General features: G+C 55.1%; 9 protein-coding genes. 4 read left to right on the top strand and 5 right to left on the bottom strand.

What is annotated here, in order from left to right:
• Positions 1–437 precede the first annotated feature (437 nt).
• On the top strand, positions 438–2,195 hold the full coding sequence (locus ACXADJ_RS02615) for a NirA family protein (protein ID WP_475062741.1): 1,758 nt from the start codon (positions 438–440) through the stop codon (positions 2,193–2,195).
• A 91-nt stretch (positions 2,196–2,286) separates the two neighbouring features.
• Complete coding sequence (locus ACXADJ_RS02610; RefSeq protein WP_475062738.1) at positions 2,287–4,044, top strand: diflavin oxidoreductase; 1,758 nt, start codon at positions 2,287–2,289, stop codon at positions 4,042–4,044.
• A gap of 80 nt (positions 4,045–4,124) precedes the next feature.
• Here ACXADJ_RS02610 and purL read toward each other — a convergent pair whose 3' ends face one another.
• Positions 4,125–8,027, bottom strand: a complete 3,903-nt coding sequence (purL, locus tag ACXADJ_RS02605; protein ID WP_475062734.1) for a phosphoribosylformylglycinamidine synthase — start codon at positions 8,025–8,027, stop codon at positions 4,125–4,127.
• Positions 8,028–9,180: 1,153 nt separating this feature from the next.
• Here purL and mltF point away from each other — a divergent pair.
• The gene (gene mltF / locus ACXADJ_RS02600) at positions 9,181–10,623 is read left to right on the top strand and encodes a membrane-bound lytic murein transglycosylase MltF (RefSeq protein WP_475062732.1); all 1,443 of its coding nucleotides are present in this window, start codon (positions 9,181–9,183) and stop codon (positions 10,621–10,623) included.
• A 38-nt stretch (positions 10,624–10,661) separates the two neighbouring features.
• Here mltF and tadA read toward each other — a convergent pair whose 3' ends face one another.
• The 4 genes from tadA to ACXADJ_RS02580 form a co-directional block, all read right to left on the bottom strand.
• Positions 10,662–11,195, bottom strand: coding sequence for a tRNA adenosine(34) deaminase TadA (gene tadA, locus ACXADJ_RS02595; protein WP_475062729.1), 534 nt, complete (start codon positions 11,193–11,195; stop codon positions 10,662–10,664).
• Positions 11,196–11,201: 6 nt separating this feature from the next.
• The gene (locus ACXADJ_RS02590; RefSeq protein ID WP_475062727.1) at positions 11,202–11,558 is read right to left on the bottom strand and encodes a translation initiation factor Sui1; all 357 of its coding nucleotides are present in this window, start codon (positions 11,556–11,558) and stop codon (positions 11,202–11,204) included.
• 77 nt (positions 11,559–11,635) lie between these two features.
• On the bottom strand, positions 11,636–13,297 hold the full coding sequence (locus ACXADJ_RS02585; protein ID WP_475062725.1) for a sensor histidine kinase: 1,662 nt from the start codon (positions 13,295–13,297) through the stop codon (positions 11,636–11,638).
• A 323-nt stretch (positions 13,298–13,620) separates the two neighbouring features.
• Positions 13,621–14,118 (bottom strand): Lrp/AsnC family transcriptional regulator, encoded by a 498-nt coding sequence (locus ACXADJ_RS02580; RefSeq protein ID WP_475062723.1) that lies wholly within the window; start codon positions 14,116–14,118, stop codon positions 13,621–13,623.
• Positions 14,119–14,325: 207 nt separating this feature from the next.
• Here ACXADJ_RS02580 and ACXADJ_RS02575 point away from each other — a divergent pair, with 207 nt between their 5' ends.
• Positions 14,326–16,005 (top strand): 2-isopropylmalate synthase, encoded by a 1,680-nt coding sequence (locus tag ACXADJ_RS02575; protein WP_475062721.1) that lies wholly within the window; start codon positions 14,326–14,328, stop codon positions 16,003–16,005.
• Positions 16,006–16,283 lie beyond the last annotated feature (278 nt).

Raw genomic sequence — 16,283 nt, 5'->3', positions numbered from 1 at the left:
TCCAACAAGCAAGGCCTGCCAAGCAGGCCTTGCTCTGACACACACTTAGCTCTCGCAAAGTAGCTTTGAGCTACCTGACAAGACATACCTCTACTAAAACCGCCCTCAAACAGGGCAAAAATCCTTCCAAAGCACCATTTACACCACACCAGAAAGAGAAATTTGTCTCATCAACACGCCTTTCCTATCCCTGTGCCTACACCGTACAAAACAGTACTAAACCTAAACCAAACCAGACTGGAGCTGGGATCAATAGAAAGTAGTAGACCACTCCGGCTCTGAACTGCAACGCTTCCTGCCGTCGCTGGCACATCTCTTGCTGGTCTTGGTGGATAGAACCAAGAATCTTTATCAACGGCGATATTCGGCTCCAGCAATGGGGCTGAGGGTTTTTTATGCCTGAAATTCTCATAGCCAACAAAAGTAGCGATATAAATATGATTCCAATTATTAACACATCAGCCACAGAGCAGCAGGGTTTTACCGCCGAACAAAAAGCCTGGTTGGCCGATATGTTGATAAAAACCAACCTGCACATGGCCCTGGGTTCTTCATCACAGGCCAAGGAATCCAATGTACCGGAAACCTTCTGGGGAACGCCGGTGGAGGATTTGTGCAAGGAAGAAAAAAGAAAATACGAAAAGCATGTATTGGATATCTGGGACGATATCGTAAAAAGTAACGACACCAATCAAATACTGGAAGGACTGGATCAATTCGCTTCCCGCCATTTTGGTTTATTTAATGTCGCACCAGCCAGTATTGGTTATATGGTGCGTATGCGTATTCCTGCTTGCGTACTGCGTGGAGACCAAATGATGGTACTGGGCGATGTTGCAGAAAACATCGCCGGAGGCTATGCCCACGTGACCACTCGCGGCAGCTTTCAGTTTCGAGAGATTGAACCCAACCGCATCCTAGAAATGCTCGGCCTCTTCTACGACTCCGGCTTGTCCTGTAAAGGCACCGGGGCCGACAGCGCGCGTAACATCACCTGCATCCCTACTGCCGGTTTCGATCCGGAAGAATTAATCGACCTGCGTCCATACGCACACAAGCTCAGCCATCTGATATTGAATACCCGCGACTATCAGGGGATTCCTCGCAAATTCAATTTCTCATTTGATAACGCTGGCACCACATCCTGCGTTTCAGATACCAATGATGTCGGCTTTCTTGCAGTCAACGTCAAAGAGAATAACCAGAATGTGGAACCCGGTATTTATTGCCGCCTGATTCTCGGAGGTATTACCGGACACCATGATTTTGCCCGCGATACCGGCTTTATTTGCAAACCGGAAGATACCACCGAAATAGCAGACGCCATATTACGGGTATTCGTTCAACATGGAGATCGCACCAACCGAAAGAAAGCCCGCTTTAAATACGTTCTGGATGCTCATGGATTTGATTGGGTATGCGAACGTATTCAGGAAGTATTGGACGGCTATGGCAAAGGCACCCGTTTGATTCCGCTGTCGACCGAATTTGACGCCCCACGCCCCACCATCAACCGCCATGGCCATATTGGTGTACATCCACAGGCTCAACCGGGCTACAAGTACATTGGCGTTGCTCTCCGACTCGGTAAGATGTCGCCAGAGCAAATGCGTGGCATCGGCCGCATTGCCATGAAATACGGCAACAACGATGTGCGCCTGACGGTGTGGCAAAACCTGCTGATCCCGCACATCAAGGACGAGGATGTCGATACTGTCATCCGCGAAATCGAGTCTCTTGGCATGACCACCAGCGCCACCGCGTTTGAAGCCGGTGCCGTTGCCTGTACTGGCCGCTGGGCCTGCAAACTTGCCAACGCCTACACCAAGGAAGACGGCAACGCCATTGTCGATCATCTGAATGACAGATTTGATCTCGACCAACCCATCAACATCCATCTGACCGGCTGCCCCAACTCCTGTGCTCAGCACTACATTGGCGATCTGGGCATGATTGGTACCGCCGCCGACGATGGCAGCGAAGGCTACAACATTGTGGTTGGCGGTGGCGTCGATGACGATCAACACCTCGCCCGCCCACTCTGTGGCCCCATCGCCTCCCGCGATATTTGCAAAACCTCAGAAACCATCGTTGGTAACTACCTGAAATCCAGGCAAGGCAACGAAAGCTTTATCACCTTCGTCAACCGACTCAACGACACAGAACTGAAAGACGTTCTGCTTGAGCCCCTTTGAATCTCCCTGACAGCCCAGCGCAGAACCGATTGACTCAAAGGCCCCGGCCTACTGACACACCCGAATAGCCATTATCACGACGGACAAGCACATGACTGACACCCTGATTTCCGAGCTGTCTTCGATCATTAATACCACCGCCCAGAATGCTCAAAATACCGTGGTTGAGCTGCCTGAAAACGCCCCCTTCGACCCGCAGCAACGCCAGTGGTTGAACGGTTTATTGACCGGTTTGAGCACCATCGCCGCTGCCGCCGCAGGAGGTGAAAAAGAGGTCGCAGCAACGCCGCTGAAGGTGTACTACGGCTCCCAGTCCGGCAACTGCGAAGTGCTGTCGAAAGACCTGAAAAAATTCGCAGCGACTCAAGGCTTTGCGGCCGAGCTGATTGAGCTCGACAGCATCACACCGGCCGACCTCGCCGCCCAACAACACGCCGTTGTTATTTGCTCTACCTTTGGTGAAGGCGAGCCACCCGACAACGCTCGGAATTTCTACACTGCCCTGATGGCAGATGACGCCGCCCCTATGCCGGCAGCCCTGAACTTCAGCGTATGCGGCCTGGGCGACTCCAGCTACACCCACTTCAACAAGGTCGGTTCAGATATCTACCAGCGGCTGGTCGAACTGGGAGCGACCCCATGCCACGACCTGGTGCTGTGCGACGTTGCCTTTGAAGACGACTATGCCAGCTGGAAGGAAGGGGTCTTTCAATCGGAAGCCTTCAGCAATGCGGCTGGCGCTGCAGCGGCACCCGCTGCCAACGACAGCGATCAGGAGCCCAAATACACCAAGAACAACCCGTTTATTGCCAACCTGATCCACACTGAAAATCTCAGCGGTTCAGGCTCCGCCAAGCGGGTAAACCATATCGAAATATCTCTTGCCGGCGGCGGCGAAGACGTTGAGTACCACGTTGGCGACGCACTCGGCGTGTGGCCTCTGAACTGTGCGGAAGAAGTCAGCGAATTGCTGGCGGTAGCGGGCTTCAGCGGCAAGGAAGTGGTCAGCCTGAAAAGCGGCCAGGCCAGCTTGCGCGTGCTACTGCAAAGCAAGCTGGATATTCACACCGTCAACGCCAAATGCCTGGAAACCTGGGGACTCGACAGCGCTCCCGAGGGCTTTCAGGTATACGATGTGATCAACGAGCTGAAGCCAAGCATCGACGCGCAAACCTTTGTTGATGGCTTGCGCGCCCTGCAACCCCGCCTTTACTCCATTGCCTCCAGCCCGAAAAAGCACCCGGGAGAAGTACACCTGACGGTTGGCGAGGTGCACTACGACCTCAACGGCAAAGCCCGCAAAGGCGTGGCATCCACCTGGCTGGGCGACCGCTTGCAGGCCGGTAGCAACATCGGCGTTTACATCCAGTCATCCGAACACTTCCACATTACCGCCAACGACGAAGCGCCCGTCATCATGATTGGCCCTGGCACCGGCATTGCCCCGTTCCGCGCATTTCTGGAAGAGCGCGAAATGCGTGATGCCAAAGGCAACAACTGGTTGTTCTTCGGCGACCAGCATCAGGCAGAGGATTTTCTCTATCGCGATGAAATCAAAGCCTGGCAAGACAGCGGAGTTCTCACCAACACCAGTCTGGCGTGGTCACGGGACAGCGACCAGAAAGTCTACGTCCAAACCCTGATCAAAGAGCAAGGTGAGGAATTTTTCCAATGGCTGGAAAGCGGCGCCTACATCTACATTTGCGGCGATGCCTCACGTATGGCCGCCGATGTAGATAAAAGCATTCGGGAAGTGATTATGGAGCACGGTGCGACGGATGCCGCCGGTGCCGATGCGTACATGGACAAGATGATCAGTGAACACCGCTATCAGCGTGATGTGTACTGAGAGAATTTAAAGCCCCCAAAGCAAAACGGCGGCTCGGGAAACCCGAGCCGCCGTTTTTAATGGCCAGTAAAAAGAGCTGCTTAGTTCTCTTCACACCATACGCGGGCGTTACGGAACATACGCATCCAGGCACCGTCTTCGTCCCACTGCTCGCCATCAGCACCAACTGGAACATAAGAGTTCTGGATAGCACGGAACACACGCTCAGGATGCGGCATCATGATGGTCACACGACCGTCATTGGCGGTCAGACCAGTGATACCTTGTGGTGAACCGTTCGGGTTCAGCGGGTACTGTTCGGTCACCTTGCCGTAGTTATCAACATAGCGCAGTGCAATCTGGCCAGCAGACAGCTCGGCGATGTCGTCTTCAGAACCGAATTCCGCACGACCTTCACCGTGAGCTACGGCGATTGGCATACGGGAACCGGCCATACCAGCGAAGAACACGGAATCGGATTCCTGAACTTCAACCATGGCAACACGGGCTTCAAACTGTTCGCTCATGTTGCGAACAAAGTGTGGCCAGTGGCCAGCACCCGGAATCAGCTCATGCAGGTTGGACAGCATCTGACAACCGTTACAGATACCCAGTGCAAAGGTATCGGCGCGCTCGAAGAACGCCTGGAACTGACCACGAGCCTGTTCGTTGAACAGGATCGACTTGGCCCAGCCCTCACCGGCACCCAGTACGTCACCGTAGGAGAAACCACCACACGCCACCAGACCACGGAAACCTTCCAGGGTCACAGCGCCAGACAGAATATCACTCATGTGAACGTCAACCGTGTGGAAACCGGCACGGTCAAACGCCGCCGCCATTTCGATCTGGCCGTTAACACCCTGCTCGCGCAGAATCGCCACTTTCGGCGCATCTTCGGACGAGGATGCTGGCAAGTCAGCACAGATATCCTCGTTGATGTCGTAAGTCAGTTCCGCGTGGATACCCGGATCTTCGGCATCCAGCAGAGCATCAAATTCCTGCTGAGCACACTCGGCGTTGTCACGCAGGGCTTGCATGCGGAAGCTGGTTTCAGACCAGGCACGCTGCCAGTTAACACGGGATTCGCTCAGGAACTCTTCATCCTGGAAGCTGAAAGTGATCTGGTCGTCTTCATTTGGCGCACCAATGACGGCAGTGCAATCGCCCAGACCGGCGGCTTCGAACTGCGCCAGCACTTCTTCCAGATCGTCACGACGAATCTGCATGACCGCACCCAATTCTTCAGCGAACAGTGCAGCGGCCAGCTCTTCCTGAGAGTCGGCCAGCAGGTCCATGGAAATATCCAGACCCGCGTGACCAGCAAAGGCCATTTCCACCAGCGTGGCGAACAGACCACCGTCGGCACGGTCGTGGTAAGCCAGCAGCTTGCCATCAGCATTCAGGCCCTGAACCACAGCAAAGAAGGCTTTCAAGTCTTCAGCGTCGTCCAGATCGGCTGGCTTGTCACCGACCTGCTGATAAACCTGTGCCAGACAGGAAGCGCCCAGGCGGTTCTGGCCACGACCCAGGTCGACCAGAATCAGCTCGGACGGCTCGTCTTTCTTCAGTTCTGGCGTCAGCACCTTACGGGCATCAGTCACTGGCGCAAAGCCGGTGATGACCAGCGACATTGGTGCGGTAACGGCCTTGTCTTCACCATTGTCGTTCCAGCGGGTCTTCATGGACATGGAGTCCTTGCCCACAGGAATGGTGACTTGCAGTTCAGGACACAGCTCCATACCCACAGCTTTTACAGTGGCGTACAGTTTTTCGTCTTCGCCTTCGTGGCCAGCAGCACACATCCAGTTGGCAGACATCTTGATGTCAGCCATCTTCTCGATTGGCGCTGCCGCAAGGTTGGTGATGGCTTCGGCTACAGCCAGACGACCGGAAGCCGGGGAATCCAGCAGAGCCACAGGAGTACGCTCACCCATCGCCATGGCTTCGCCAGCGAAGGTGTCGTAGGAAGAAGTGGTTACAGCCACGTCGGCCACTGGCACCTGCCAAGGACCCACAAACTGGTCACGGGCCACAGTACCGGTAATGGAGCGGTCACCAATGGTGATCAGGAACGACTTGCTGGCTACGGTAGGCAGCTTCAGTACGCGGTCGGCGGCTTCGGCCAGATCAATACCGGCAGATTCAAACGCTACAGCGTTGGTCTTACGGGTTTCCGCTGTACGGTGCATGCGCGGTGGCTTGCCCAGCAGCACTTGCAAAGGCAGATCCACCGGGCTGTTGCCGAAGTGTTCGTCGGTCACGGTCAGATGTTCTTCTTCGGTGGCGTAACCCACAACGGCGTATGGCGCACGCTCACGGGCACAGATCGCATCGAAGGTGTCCAGGTCTTCCATGGCGACTGCCATGACGTAACGCTCCTGGGATTCGTTCGACCAGATCGCCAGCGGGCTCATGCCTGGTTCGTCGTTCGGTACGTTACGCAGCTCAAATTTACCGCCACGGCCACCGTCGGAAACCAGCTCAGGGAAAGCGTTGGAAATACCGCCTGCGCCCACATCGTGGATAAAGGCAATCGGGTTTTCATCGCCCAGCTGCCAGCAGCGGTCGATCACTTCCTGACAACGACGTTCCATTTCAGGGTTTTCACGCTGCACGGAAGCAAAGTCGAGGTCGGCATTGGACTGACCGGATGCCATGGAAGAAGCGGCACCGCCGCCCAGACCAATCTGCATCGCCGGGCCACCCAGTACGATCAGAGCCGCACCTACCGGGATGTCACCCTTCTGCACGTGCTCGTCACGGATGTTGCCGTAGCCACCAGCAATCATGATTGGCTTGTGGTAACCACGTACTTCGCCATCGTGTTGCAGTTCGAAGGTACGGAAGTAACCGCACAGGTTAGGACGACCGAATTCGTTGTTGAATGCCGCGCCGCCCAGAGGGCCGTCGATCATGATGTCGAAGGCAGAAACAATGCGGTCTGGTTTGCCGTACTGGCTTTCCCACGGCTGTTCAAAGCCCGGAATTTTCAGGTCGGACACGGTGAAACCGGTCAGACCCGCTTTTGGCTTGGAACCACGACCGGTTGCACCTTCGTCACGAATCTCACCGCCGGAACCGGTCGCCGCGCCTGAGTGAGGGGCGATCGCAGTCGGGTGGTTGTGAGTCTCTACCTTCATGAGGATGTGCATATCCTCTTCGTGGTAGGTGTACTGACGGGAATCAGGGTTCGGGAAGAAGCGGCCAGTCTTGTGACCTGAGATCACCGAGGCGTTGTCTTTATACGCAGACAGGATGTTGTCGCTGTAGCACTCGTAGGTGTTCTTGATCATCTTGAACAAGGACAGATCCTTGTCTTCGCCATCGATGGTCCAGCTGGCGTTGAAGATCTTGTGACGGCAGTGCTCGGAGTTGGCCTGAGCAAACATCATCAGCTCAACGTCGGTCGGGTTACGACCCAGCGCCTGATAGTTTTCGAACAGGTAATCCACTTCATCGTCGGCCAGCGCCAGACCCAGAGTCTTGTCGGCTTCTACCAGTGCATCACGGCCACCGGCCAAAATGTCTACGGTAGACAGCGGCGCAGGCTCAGCGTGAGAGAACAGGTTAGCGGCTTCAGCGGTGTTGGCCAGCACAGTTTCAACCATACGGTCGTGCAGTGCGGCTGCCACGGCATCACGGTCGGCAGCCGTCGCGCCTTGCACGTAGTAGGCAATACCACGCTCCAGACGATCCACCTTGGCCAGACCACAGTTGTGGGCAATATCGGTTGCCTTGGAAGACCATGGAGAGATGGTGCCAAAACGAGGAATCACCAGGAACATTTCACCGCTAGGTTCCTGACGTTCGGCTTTGGGTCCGTAACGCAGGATGCGTTCCAGCACCAGCAATTCGTTGTCAGCCAGATCTTCCTTCAGATCGGCGAAGTGAACGAACTCGGCGTAAACGCCGGTTACTGAAGGCACAGAGGCCTGCAGTTTGTTCAGGATTCTGGATTGACGAAATTCAGAAAGCGCTGGTGCGCCGCGCAGCTCAAGCATTGTGCCTTGACTCCGAAGGGGTTGGGCCGTCGAGTTCAGCCGACAGGGGATAGCCAAAAAATGAGGCGGAATGATACTGAAAACTGCCTTTAATAGCCACCGAGGACCGGCAGGCGAAAGGCGTTCTTTTTGGTCGGTTGCTGGTGTTTTGCTGCATTTTCACGACAGTTTAAGCAACATGCACGATGACCATTCGGTCAGGTTCTCACCATAGACCCGAGCCAGTAACTGGCTAAAAACCATACAAAAGGTGAATGGCCAAGATCGGCCATCAACGTAGACTCTAGGGGACATCTATCTAATCCAGTGCTCACTCTGGACTACCGGATGGTTTCGAATCACGAAGCCGCCTTGCAGGCCTGACGGGTCAAGTCAAAAGTCGGCGACACAGAGTCGAGATCATCCGGCAGCCCCCGCAGGGCGCGGGTTGCCGCCGCCCAGTGCTGTGTTGACGAATTTGAAAAGACTCGACCGGACAAGTTCGTCATTTCGCTGCATTCGTCGCCTTGCACTGAACAACGGCAACACTCGCGCACGACTGCATGGATGCAGGAGGTAGGGCGAAGCAGGAAGCCCGAGCCGAGAGCCGTGCAGGATTAAATAGATGTCCCCTTCACATTAAAGTGATGGGAACAGGATCGCAGAATGAGCAAGGAAACAGTTTGTTGAATAGTCGCCACCCGTTCAATAATTGACCAGACGAAACTTTTCCGTCATATTCCGCGCCGCCTGAGCAGGGAGCCGCTCGGCCGATTTGTACGCTGGCACGTGTCATCTTTTTTTACGCCATCGATACAAAAAGACAATCAGGAACGGAAGCCGCATGACCTCTGGGTTTACACACCCATAGTGTACGGCAAAGTCGTTTTTTACTACCGACTGAGCTGAACAGAACCGAACTTTGAATGAGTTCCAGCTAAACTGACCCTAGCACCGGCAACCACTGCCCGGCCCTCTCACAGGCGGTCTGGACGCGCTGCCGGGCAATACGCTGCGGCTTTTAACGTCATTCAGAATTGCAATGCCGCTACCGTTGAGTAACGTCGGCAGGCTTCTTAAAATAGACAAAAGAATCAATAACCCGTTGATTCATCTATAATTACTGAAAACGACCATACGGTCGTTAGTCACACGTACACGGAGGAGTGACAACATGCTGCGTAAGTCAGTCAAACTGCTGACACTGCTCGCGACGATCATTGCCTGCCTGGCAACCGTCACCGCCAGTGTACGGCCATCGAAGTTGGAAACCGTAAAAATGCGCGGTTACATCACGGTGGTAACCCGCAACAGCCCAACCACCTACTTTGAAGATCGCGGTGGTAAAACCGGCTACGAATACGAGTTGGCGCAGTCGTTCGCCGACTATCTGGGCGTTGAATTACGCCTTAACGTGGCCGATTCCATTGGTGAAATCTATCAGCAGTTAGAAACTGGCGAAGCAGATATCGCCGCTGCTGGCCTGACCCAGACCGACGAACGCCAGCGCTGGTTCCGCTACGCAACGCCGTATCAAACCGTCAGTGAGGTCGTGGTTTACAAGCGCGGTACCCGCAAGCCCCGGGAACTGAGCGAACTGCCGGGCAAGATGATGATTGTGACGGCCAACTCCAGTCATTCATGGACCTTGCGTCAAACCCAGGCGACAGAACTGCCCTCGCTGAGTTGGAGCGAGTCCGCCGATCTTGACGTCACCGACCTGCTGCACATGGTCGAAACCGGTGAAATCGACTTCACCCTGGTCGACTCCAACGAATTCCGTCTGCTGCAAGCCTACTTCCCCAACGTTGGCACAGGCATCACCCTGAGCCATGAAGAATCCCAGGCATGGGCCCTGCCAATGTCGGCCGACCAGTCATTGCTGGAGCAGACCAACCAGTTTTTCAGCGAGCGTCGTACCCGACAGCAGCTGGCGAATTTGAATGAACGCTATTACGGCCATCTTGGTGAGCTCGATTACGTTGGTGCCAAGCGCTTCTTGCGTCAAACCAGCCGCAAGCTGGACAACTACAAACCGTATTTCCAAAGTGCCGCCGAAAAGCACAGCTTTGACTGGCGTCTGCTGGCGGCCATGGGCTATCAGGAAAGCCACTGGAATCCAACCGCCACCAGCTTTACCGGTGTGCGTGGTTTGATGATGCTGACACTGGGTACCGCCAGTGATCTGGGTGTCAGCGACCGTCTGGATGCCGAACAAAGCATCCGTGGTGGCAGTGAATATCTGGCTGGCCTGCGTCGTCGACTGGGCAGCCAGGTTGCCGAACCGGATCGCACCTGGATGTCACTGGCGGCCTACAACGTTGGCTATGGTCACTTGCAGGATGCTCGCCGTCTGACGTACGAAATGGGCGGCAATCCGAACCTGTGGCGCGATGTGAAAGACAGTCTGCCATTGCTGAGCCAGCGCCGTTATCACAAGAACACCCGTCACGGTTATGCTCGTGGCCACGAAGCCGTCGACTATGTTCAGAACATCCGCCGCTACTACGACGTATTGGTGTGGAATGAAGAACAGGCAACAGCCGTGGCCGAGCAAAGCACGGAGTCGGAAGTTCAGCTATCCCAATCCATGACGGTCATCCCGCCACTGCTGTAAGCGCAGTTAATTCGCCAGTCCTTCTGAAGAACCTGTAATCAAGAATCAGCTGGCGGCACTGCCTGCTTGAGGCGCTTCTTTGCCGCTCGTCGGGCGGCAAAAAACTCAGACAATACCGCTCCGCACTGCTCTGCCAGGACGCCCTTTTCGATGACCAGCGTGTGGTTGAAATAGGGTTGTTTGGGCAGTTCGATCGCACTTTCGATCACACCAGCTTTTGGCTCTGTCGCACCATACACCAGTCGTTCAACACGGCCATGAATGATGGCACCAAAACACATGGTGCATGGCTCCAGCGTGACGTACAAAGTACAGCCACTGAGGCGGTAATTACGCAAGGTTTGCGCGGCTTCCCGTATCGCCAGCATTTCCGCATGGGCACTTGGGTCCAGCCGGGTAATGGGGCCATTGCAACCGGTCCCGACGACCCGCTGTTCATACACCACTACGGCACCTACTGGCACTTCACCGGCTTCCGCCGCCTGCTGGGCCAGTTGCAAGGCCAGCTCCATGGCTTGCTGGTCGGTTTCTACCTGCTGCCCCAACATGGGGTTGGTCAAATCGTTTGGCACTGACTGTTATCCGCCAGACTTTTTCACGGTAAAACCGCGCTTGGTCAGTTCAGCCACCAGCAAGTCTCGCTGCTCGCCCTGAATTTCAACCACGCCGTCTTTCAAGGCACCGCCCGTGCCGCACTTTTTCTTCAATTCCTTGGCCAGGGTTTTCAGCTCGGCACCGACCAAAGGGATGCCAGTTACCAGGGTCACAACCTTGCCGCCACGGCCTTTACTCTCGCGGGAAACACGCACAATGCCGTCTCCCTGAGGAGCCTCGGGCTGGCCACATACACAGTCGTCGATGGGGTTGTTGCATTCCGGACAGGCGCGTCCGAATTCGGTGGAATAGACCAGTCCACCACTGTTTTTCTTGCTCATAGCTGACCTCGTTTTCAGGCCGCCAACGCTATAACAAAAGCCCGCTATCGGCAATCACGTTGCAGGCGGAGCTTCTATTAGCCAACGATCGGTATGGTAAAGGTAATGGTCGTTCCAGACCCCAGCACACTGCTGATGTCGAGCGAACCGCCGTGATTCATCATCACGTTAAAAGCGACGGTCAGACCAAGGCCTGTGCCCTTGCCAATTTCCTTGTTGGTGTAGAATGGGTTGATGGCACACGCAAGAACTTCAGCGTCCATTCCCTCACCGGAATCCTTCACCACCACTTGCACCTTGTCGTCGAGTTGCGCCGCCGCAATTTCTATACGCCCCTCGGCCGGGATGGCATCACGGGCGTTATCCAGAATATGGCGGAATGCCAGACGGATCTGACCGGTGACACAGTCGACCTTGGGAATGCCGGACATATTGATATCCAGCCGAATCCGGTCGTCCTCTTCCAGTTTCAGTTCCGTGACCGCCTGCTGCATCAGCTCGAACAGATCCGCAGTGCGCTTGGCCTGCCCTTCCTGAATGGCAAAGGTTTTCAGTTCAGCAACAATATTGCGCACCCGCTCCAGGCTGGATTGCGACGCTTTGACCAAATCAGGGGCATCTTCACGCACGAAGTCCAGGTCGATGGCTTTCCGCATGGTCGACAGCGACTGCCGTATGGCTTCGTCGGTGATGGTGTTTTCAATCAGCTGGAACTGGTCGGCCAGCTCAATCAGTTCGGTGGTGTATTCACTCAGAGTGGCAATGTTGCTGTAAACCACCGCAACCGGGTTATTGATCTCATGAGCAATGCCCGCTGCCAAATGCCCCAGCGAGGCCATGCGCTGGGCTTGCAGTAACAGTTGTTGCGTGCGTTGTAGCTCATCAATACTGGTTTGCAGCTGGCTGTTGCTGTCTTTCAGCTCCTTGGTGCGAGCGCGGACTTTCTCTTCCAGCTTGTCGTTCAGATAACGAGCCCGCTTTTCAGCCTGTCGGCGACGCTGCATTTCAATTTCGATCGACGCCAGCAAGCTGTTGATTTTGGCAACCAGGTCTTCCAGCTCGCGCAGGTTACTGTGGTCTTCGAGTGTGGTTGTAAGGGAGTTTTCCGGATTCAGACCGCGGATTTTTTCCGTCAGGTTACGCAGTGGCGATACCAGACGCAGTCGCAATACAAATACCAGTACCAGAGCCAGTACCACGGCCCTGGCCACTTCAATGGCAGAAATAACCGCCGCACGACTGTGGAAATCGCGCTGAGCCAGTCGCTTGTCGACCCATACTCGCAAGGTGCCAATTTTTTCCAGGCCGTCGCTGGTGTAGGTGGTGCCCATCAGCCCTGTTTCATAAGCGCCAATGTAATCGGGCGGCTGCAGCAATTCTTCAGAGGGCATGCCGCGGTGCTGGATATAGCCAGACAGCTCGTCTTCCACTTCTACCGCAACGATGCTCTCGTTCAGCATGATGCCTTCAAAAACCGCCTGAATGGCTTCGCTGTGGTACTGCTGCAGGGCCAACGACAGCTGACCGGATTGATGATGGAGCACATTGTTCAGGTCAGAGTGAAACTTCTCCTGCCCCTGTTGATAATCCAGCCGCAACTGTATGGCGCTGAATAGCACGCCAAACACAACGCTGAATAGCAGGACATAAAGCGTCAACTTGCTTTGAATGGTCGGAGACTGCGAACTCACAATGGCTGGGACCCGAACAGGAAACTTCACCTGAGTATAGTCAGCCATTCCGGGCTTGCAGTGAAATTAGGGGATGTCGGGATATTAAAAGCAAGCCGTCTTGTTCAGGGGGGTCCTAGGGACCCTCTGAATAACTCGGTGCCCGCTCTGGATGACAAGGCGAAGCTGAATCACGAAGCTGATTTGCAGGCCTGACGGGTCACGTCAAAAATCAGCGACACAGAGTCAGCAATGCCCTGTCATCCCCGTCGGGCGCGGCCTGCAGGCCGCCAGAACGGTGTTGGCGAATTTGGAAAGGGCCAGCCATTACGCTTCATTCGCCGCCTTGTTCTGACAACCTGCAGGACACGCGCAGAGCTGTGCAGAGTTATTCAGGGGGTCCCTAGCGGCAACGCACTGCGGTCAACAATACGGCGCATAACAAAGCTGGAATGCACACCCGACACCCCTTCAATACGAGTAATAGTACCCAGTAATAACTGCTGAAAGTCTTCCATATCCCGCACAATCACTTTCAACATATAGTCGGCCTGCTGGCCGGTAATCAGGTAGCACTCCAACACTTCCGGGCAACCATTCACCGTGCGCTCGAAAGCTTCAAAGCGCTCTGGCGTGTGCTTATCCATGCTGATGTGAATCATCGCCAACAGGTTAAGCCCCAGTTGGCGGGCGTTTACATGAGCGCGGTAGCCTTCGATCAGACCGCTGTCCTGCAAGGCTTTGACCCGCCGCGAACAGGGCGACGGCGACAGCCCCACACGGTCTGCCAATTCCAGATTCGACAGCGATCCGTCGCGCTGCAATAAGTCCAGGATACGTCGATCGGTGCGATCCAATTGAACGGGTTGCTGGCGGCTGTGGTCAGACATATTTCGGCTCTCTCAAGCGAGGTTCAACACACAGCTTGCCACGCAAAAACGCCGAAGAGCAATTTAATTCTATAAATCTTACATTTATGGCAATAAAACACTTAACAGCCCGACAATCCGGGGCAACTTCACAATCATTCACCCGTCGTTTGTGGCTAGTATTATCACCATCGAAGCAAACCGAACCTATTGCGGAAGAACAGAACCATGTCCAACAGTAAATATTCCAATGCCGGCTTTCAGCCAGCCAAGTACCGTCGCTTTCCGGTGATCAACAAGCGTGATCGTCGTTGGCCAGACCAGCAGATCCAGCAAGCGCCAATCTGGTGCTCTGTCGACCTGCGGGACGGTAACCAGGCACTGATCGACCCAATGACGGTCGAGCAGAAAAAGGCAATGTGGAACCTGCTGCTGAACATGGGCTTCAAGGAAATTGAAGTTGGCTTCCCGGCCGCCTCCCAACCGGACTTCGACTTCGTCCGCTGGTTGATTGAAGAAAACCAGATTCCCGACGATGTCACCATTCAGGTTCTGGTTCAGGCACGCAGCGAATTGATTGAACGTACTTACGAGTCCCTCGACGGCGTTCGTCGCGCCGTGGTACACGTTTATAACTCCACCTCTCCGGTGCAGCGCAACAAGGTATTCGGCCTCGACAAGCAAGGCATCATCGACATCGCTCGTCAGGGCGCTGAAAAAGTGTTGCAAGTGTCCCGTGACTACCCGAACACCGAATGGACGTTCCAGTACTCACCGGAAAGCTTCTCCAGCACTGAGGTCGACTTTGCAGTAGACATCTGCAACGCCGTGATCGACACCTGGCAGCCAACGCCGGACAAGAAAGCCATCATCAACTTGCCAGCCACGGTTGAATCGGCCATGCCGAATGTCTTCGCCGACCAGATTGAATGGTTCTGCGACAACGTTAACAACCGCGAAAGCATCACCGTCAGCATTCACACCCACAACGACCGTGGTTGTGGTGTAGCGGCGGCAGAAATGGCCCTGCTGGCCGGTGCCGACCGTATCGAAGGCACCTTGTTGGGTAACGGTGAACGTACTGGCAACATGGACATCTGCACCATGGCGATGAACCTGTACAGCCAGGGTATCGATCCGGAATTGGATATCTCCATCGCTGACGACATCATCAGCACCGTGGAAGCCTGCACCAACATCAAGACGCACCCGCGTCACCCATGGTTGGGCGAACTGGTTTACACCGCGTTTTCTGGCAGCCACCAGGACGCCATTCGCAAGTGTTTGGCCAAGCAGTCTGACGACGAGCATTGGGACGTGGCTTACTTGCCAATCAACCCGGCAGACATCGGTCGTAACTACCAGTCCGTGATTCGGGTTAACAGCCAGTCGGGCAAAGGTGGCGCGTCCTACCTGTTGGAAAACGAACTCGGCGTTACCTTGCCACGTTGGGTACAAATTGAATTTGCCCAGCCGGTACAGAAATTGGCCGAGCAAAAAGAAGGCGAATTGAGCACCGACGACATCGTCAAAGTGTTCCGCAAGCATTTCATGACCAGCCACGGCGAATTGCAGCTCGACAGCTACTCGCTGGAAGGTCAGGGCCACCAGCACACCGTACGAGCGGCGATTAACGATGGTGCCAACATCATCAATATGGACGGCCACGGTAACGGCGCCATCAGCGCCTTCACCGACGCGGTACTGCGCGCCATGGGTGTAAACGTGCAAGTGGTACAGTTCGACGAACAAGCCACCAGCGAAGGCTCCGACGCCGGTGCCATGGCCTTCATCCAGGCCAACATCAACGGCAAGCGCTACACTGGTGCTGCCGAAGATGCTGATACCCTCAGCGCCAGCATGAACGCCGTATTGGCCGTCGTAAACCAGGCCCTGGCGGACAAATAACAGCAACGTATAGGCGCTGGTAAACCGCACCACCAAAGCCGCGATCGGGAAACCGCTCGCGGCTTTTGTTTGTCTGGGGTCTGGGGTCTGGGGTCTGGGGTCTGGGGTCTGGGGTCTGGGGTCTGGGGTCTGGGGTCTGGCCAATATTGTGGGAGAGAGCTTGCTCTCGATAAACATAAACATCGGCAGCTTGCCGTAGGTCGGATAAGCTTGCGCCATCCGACACCATTGTTCCAAAAACAACCACAACCTGTTTCGTTAGACCAAGGTCGTCCCTT

The organism is Oceanobacter sp. ABM4_470 (assembly GCF_056158645.1).
Note: the sequence above shows the minus strand (reverse complement) of the source record. Positions and strands in the feature narration are given on the sequence as shown.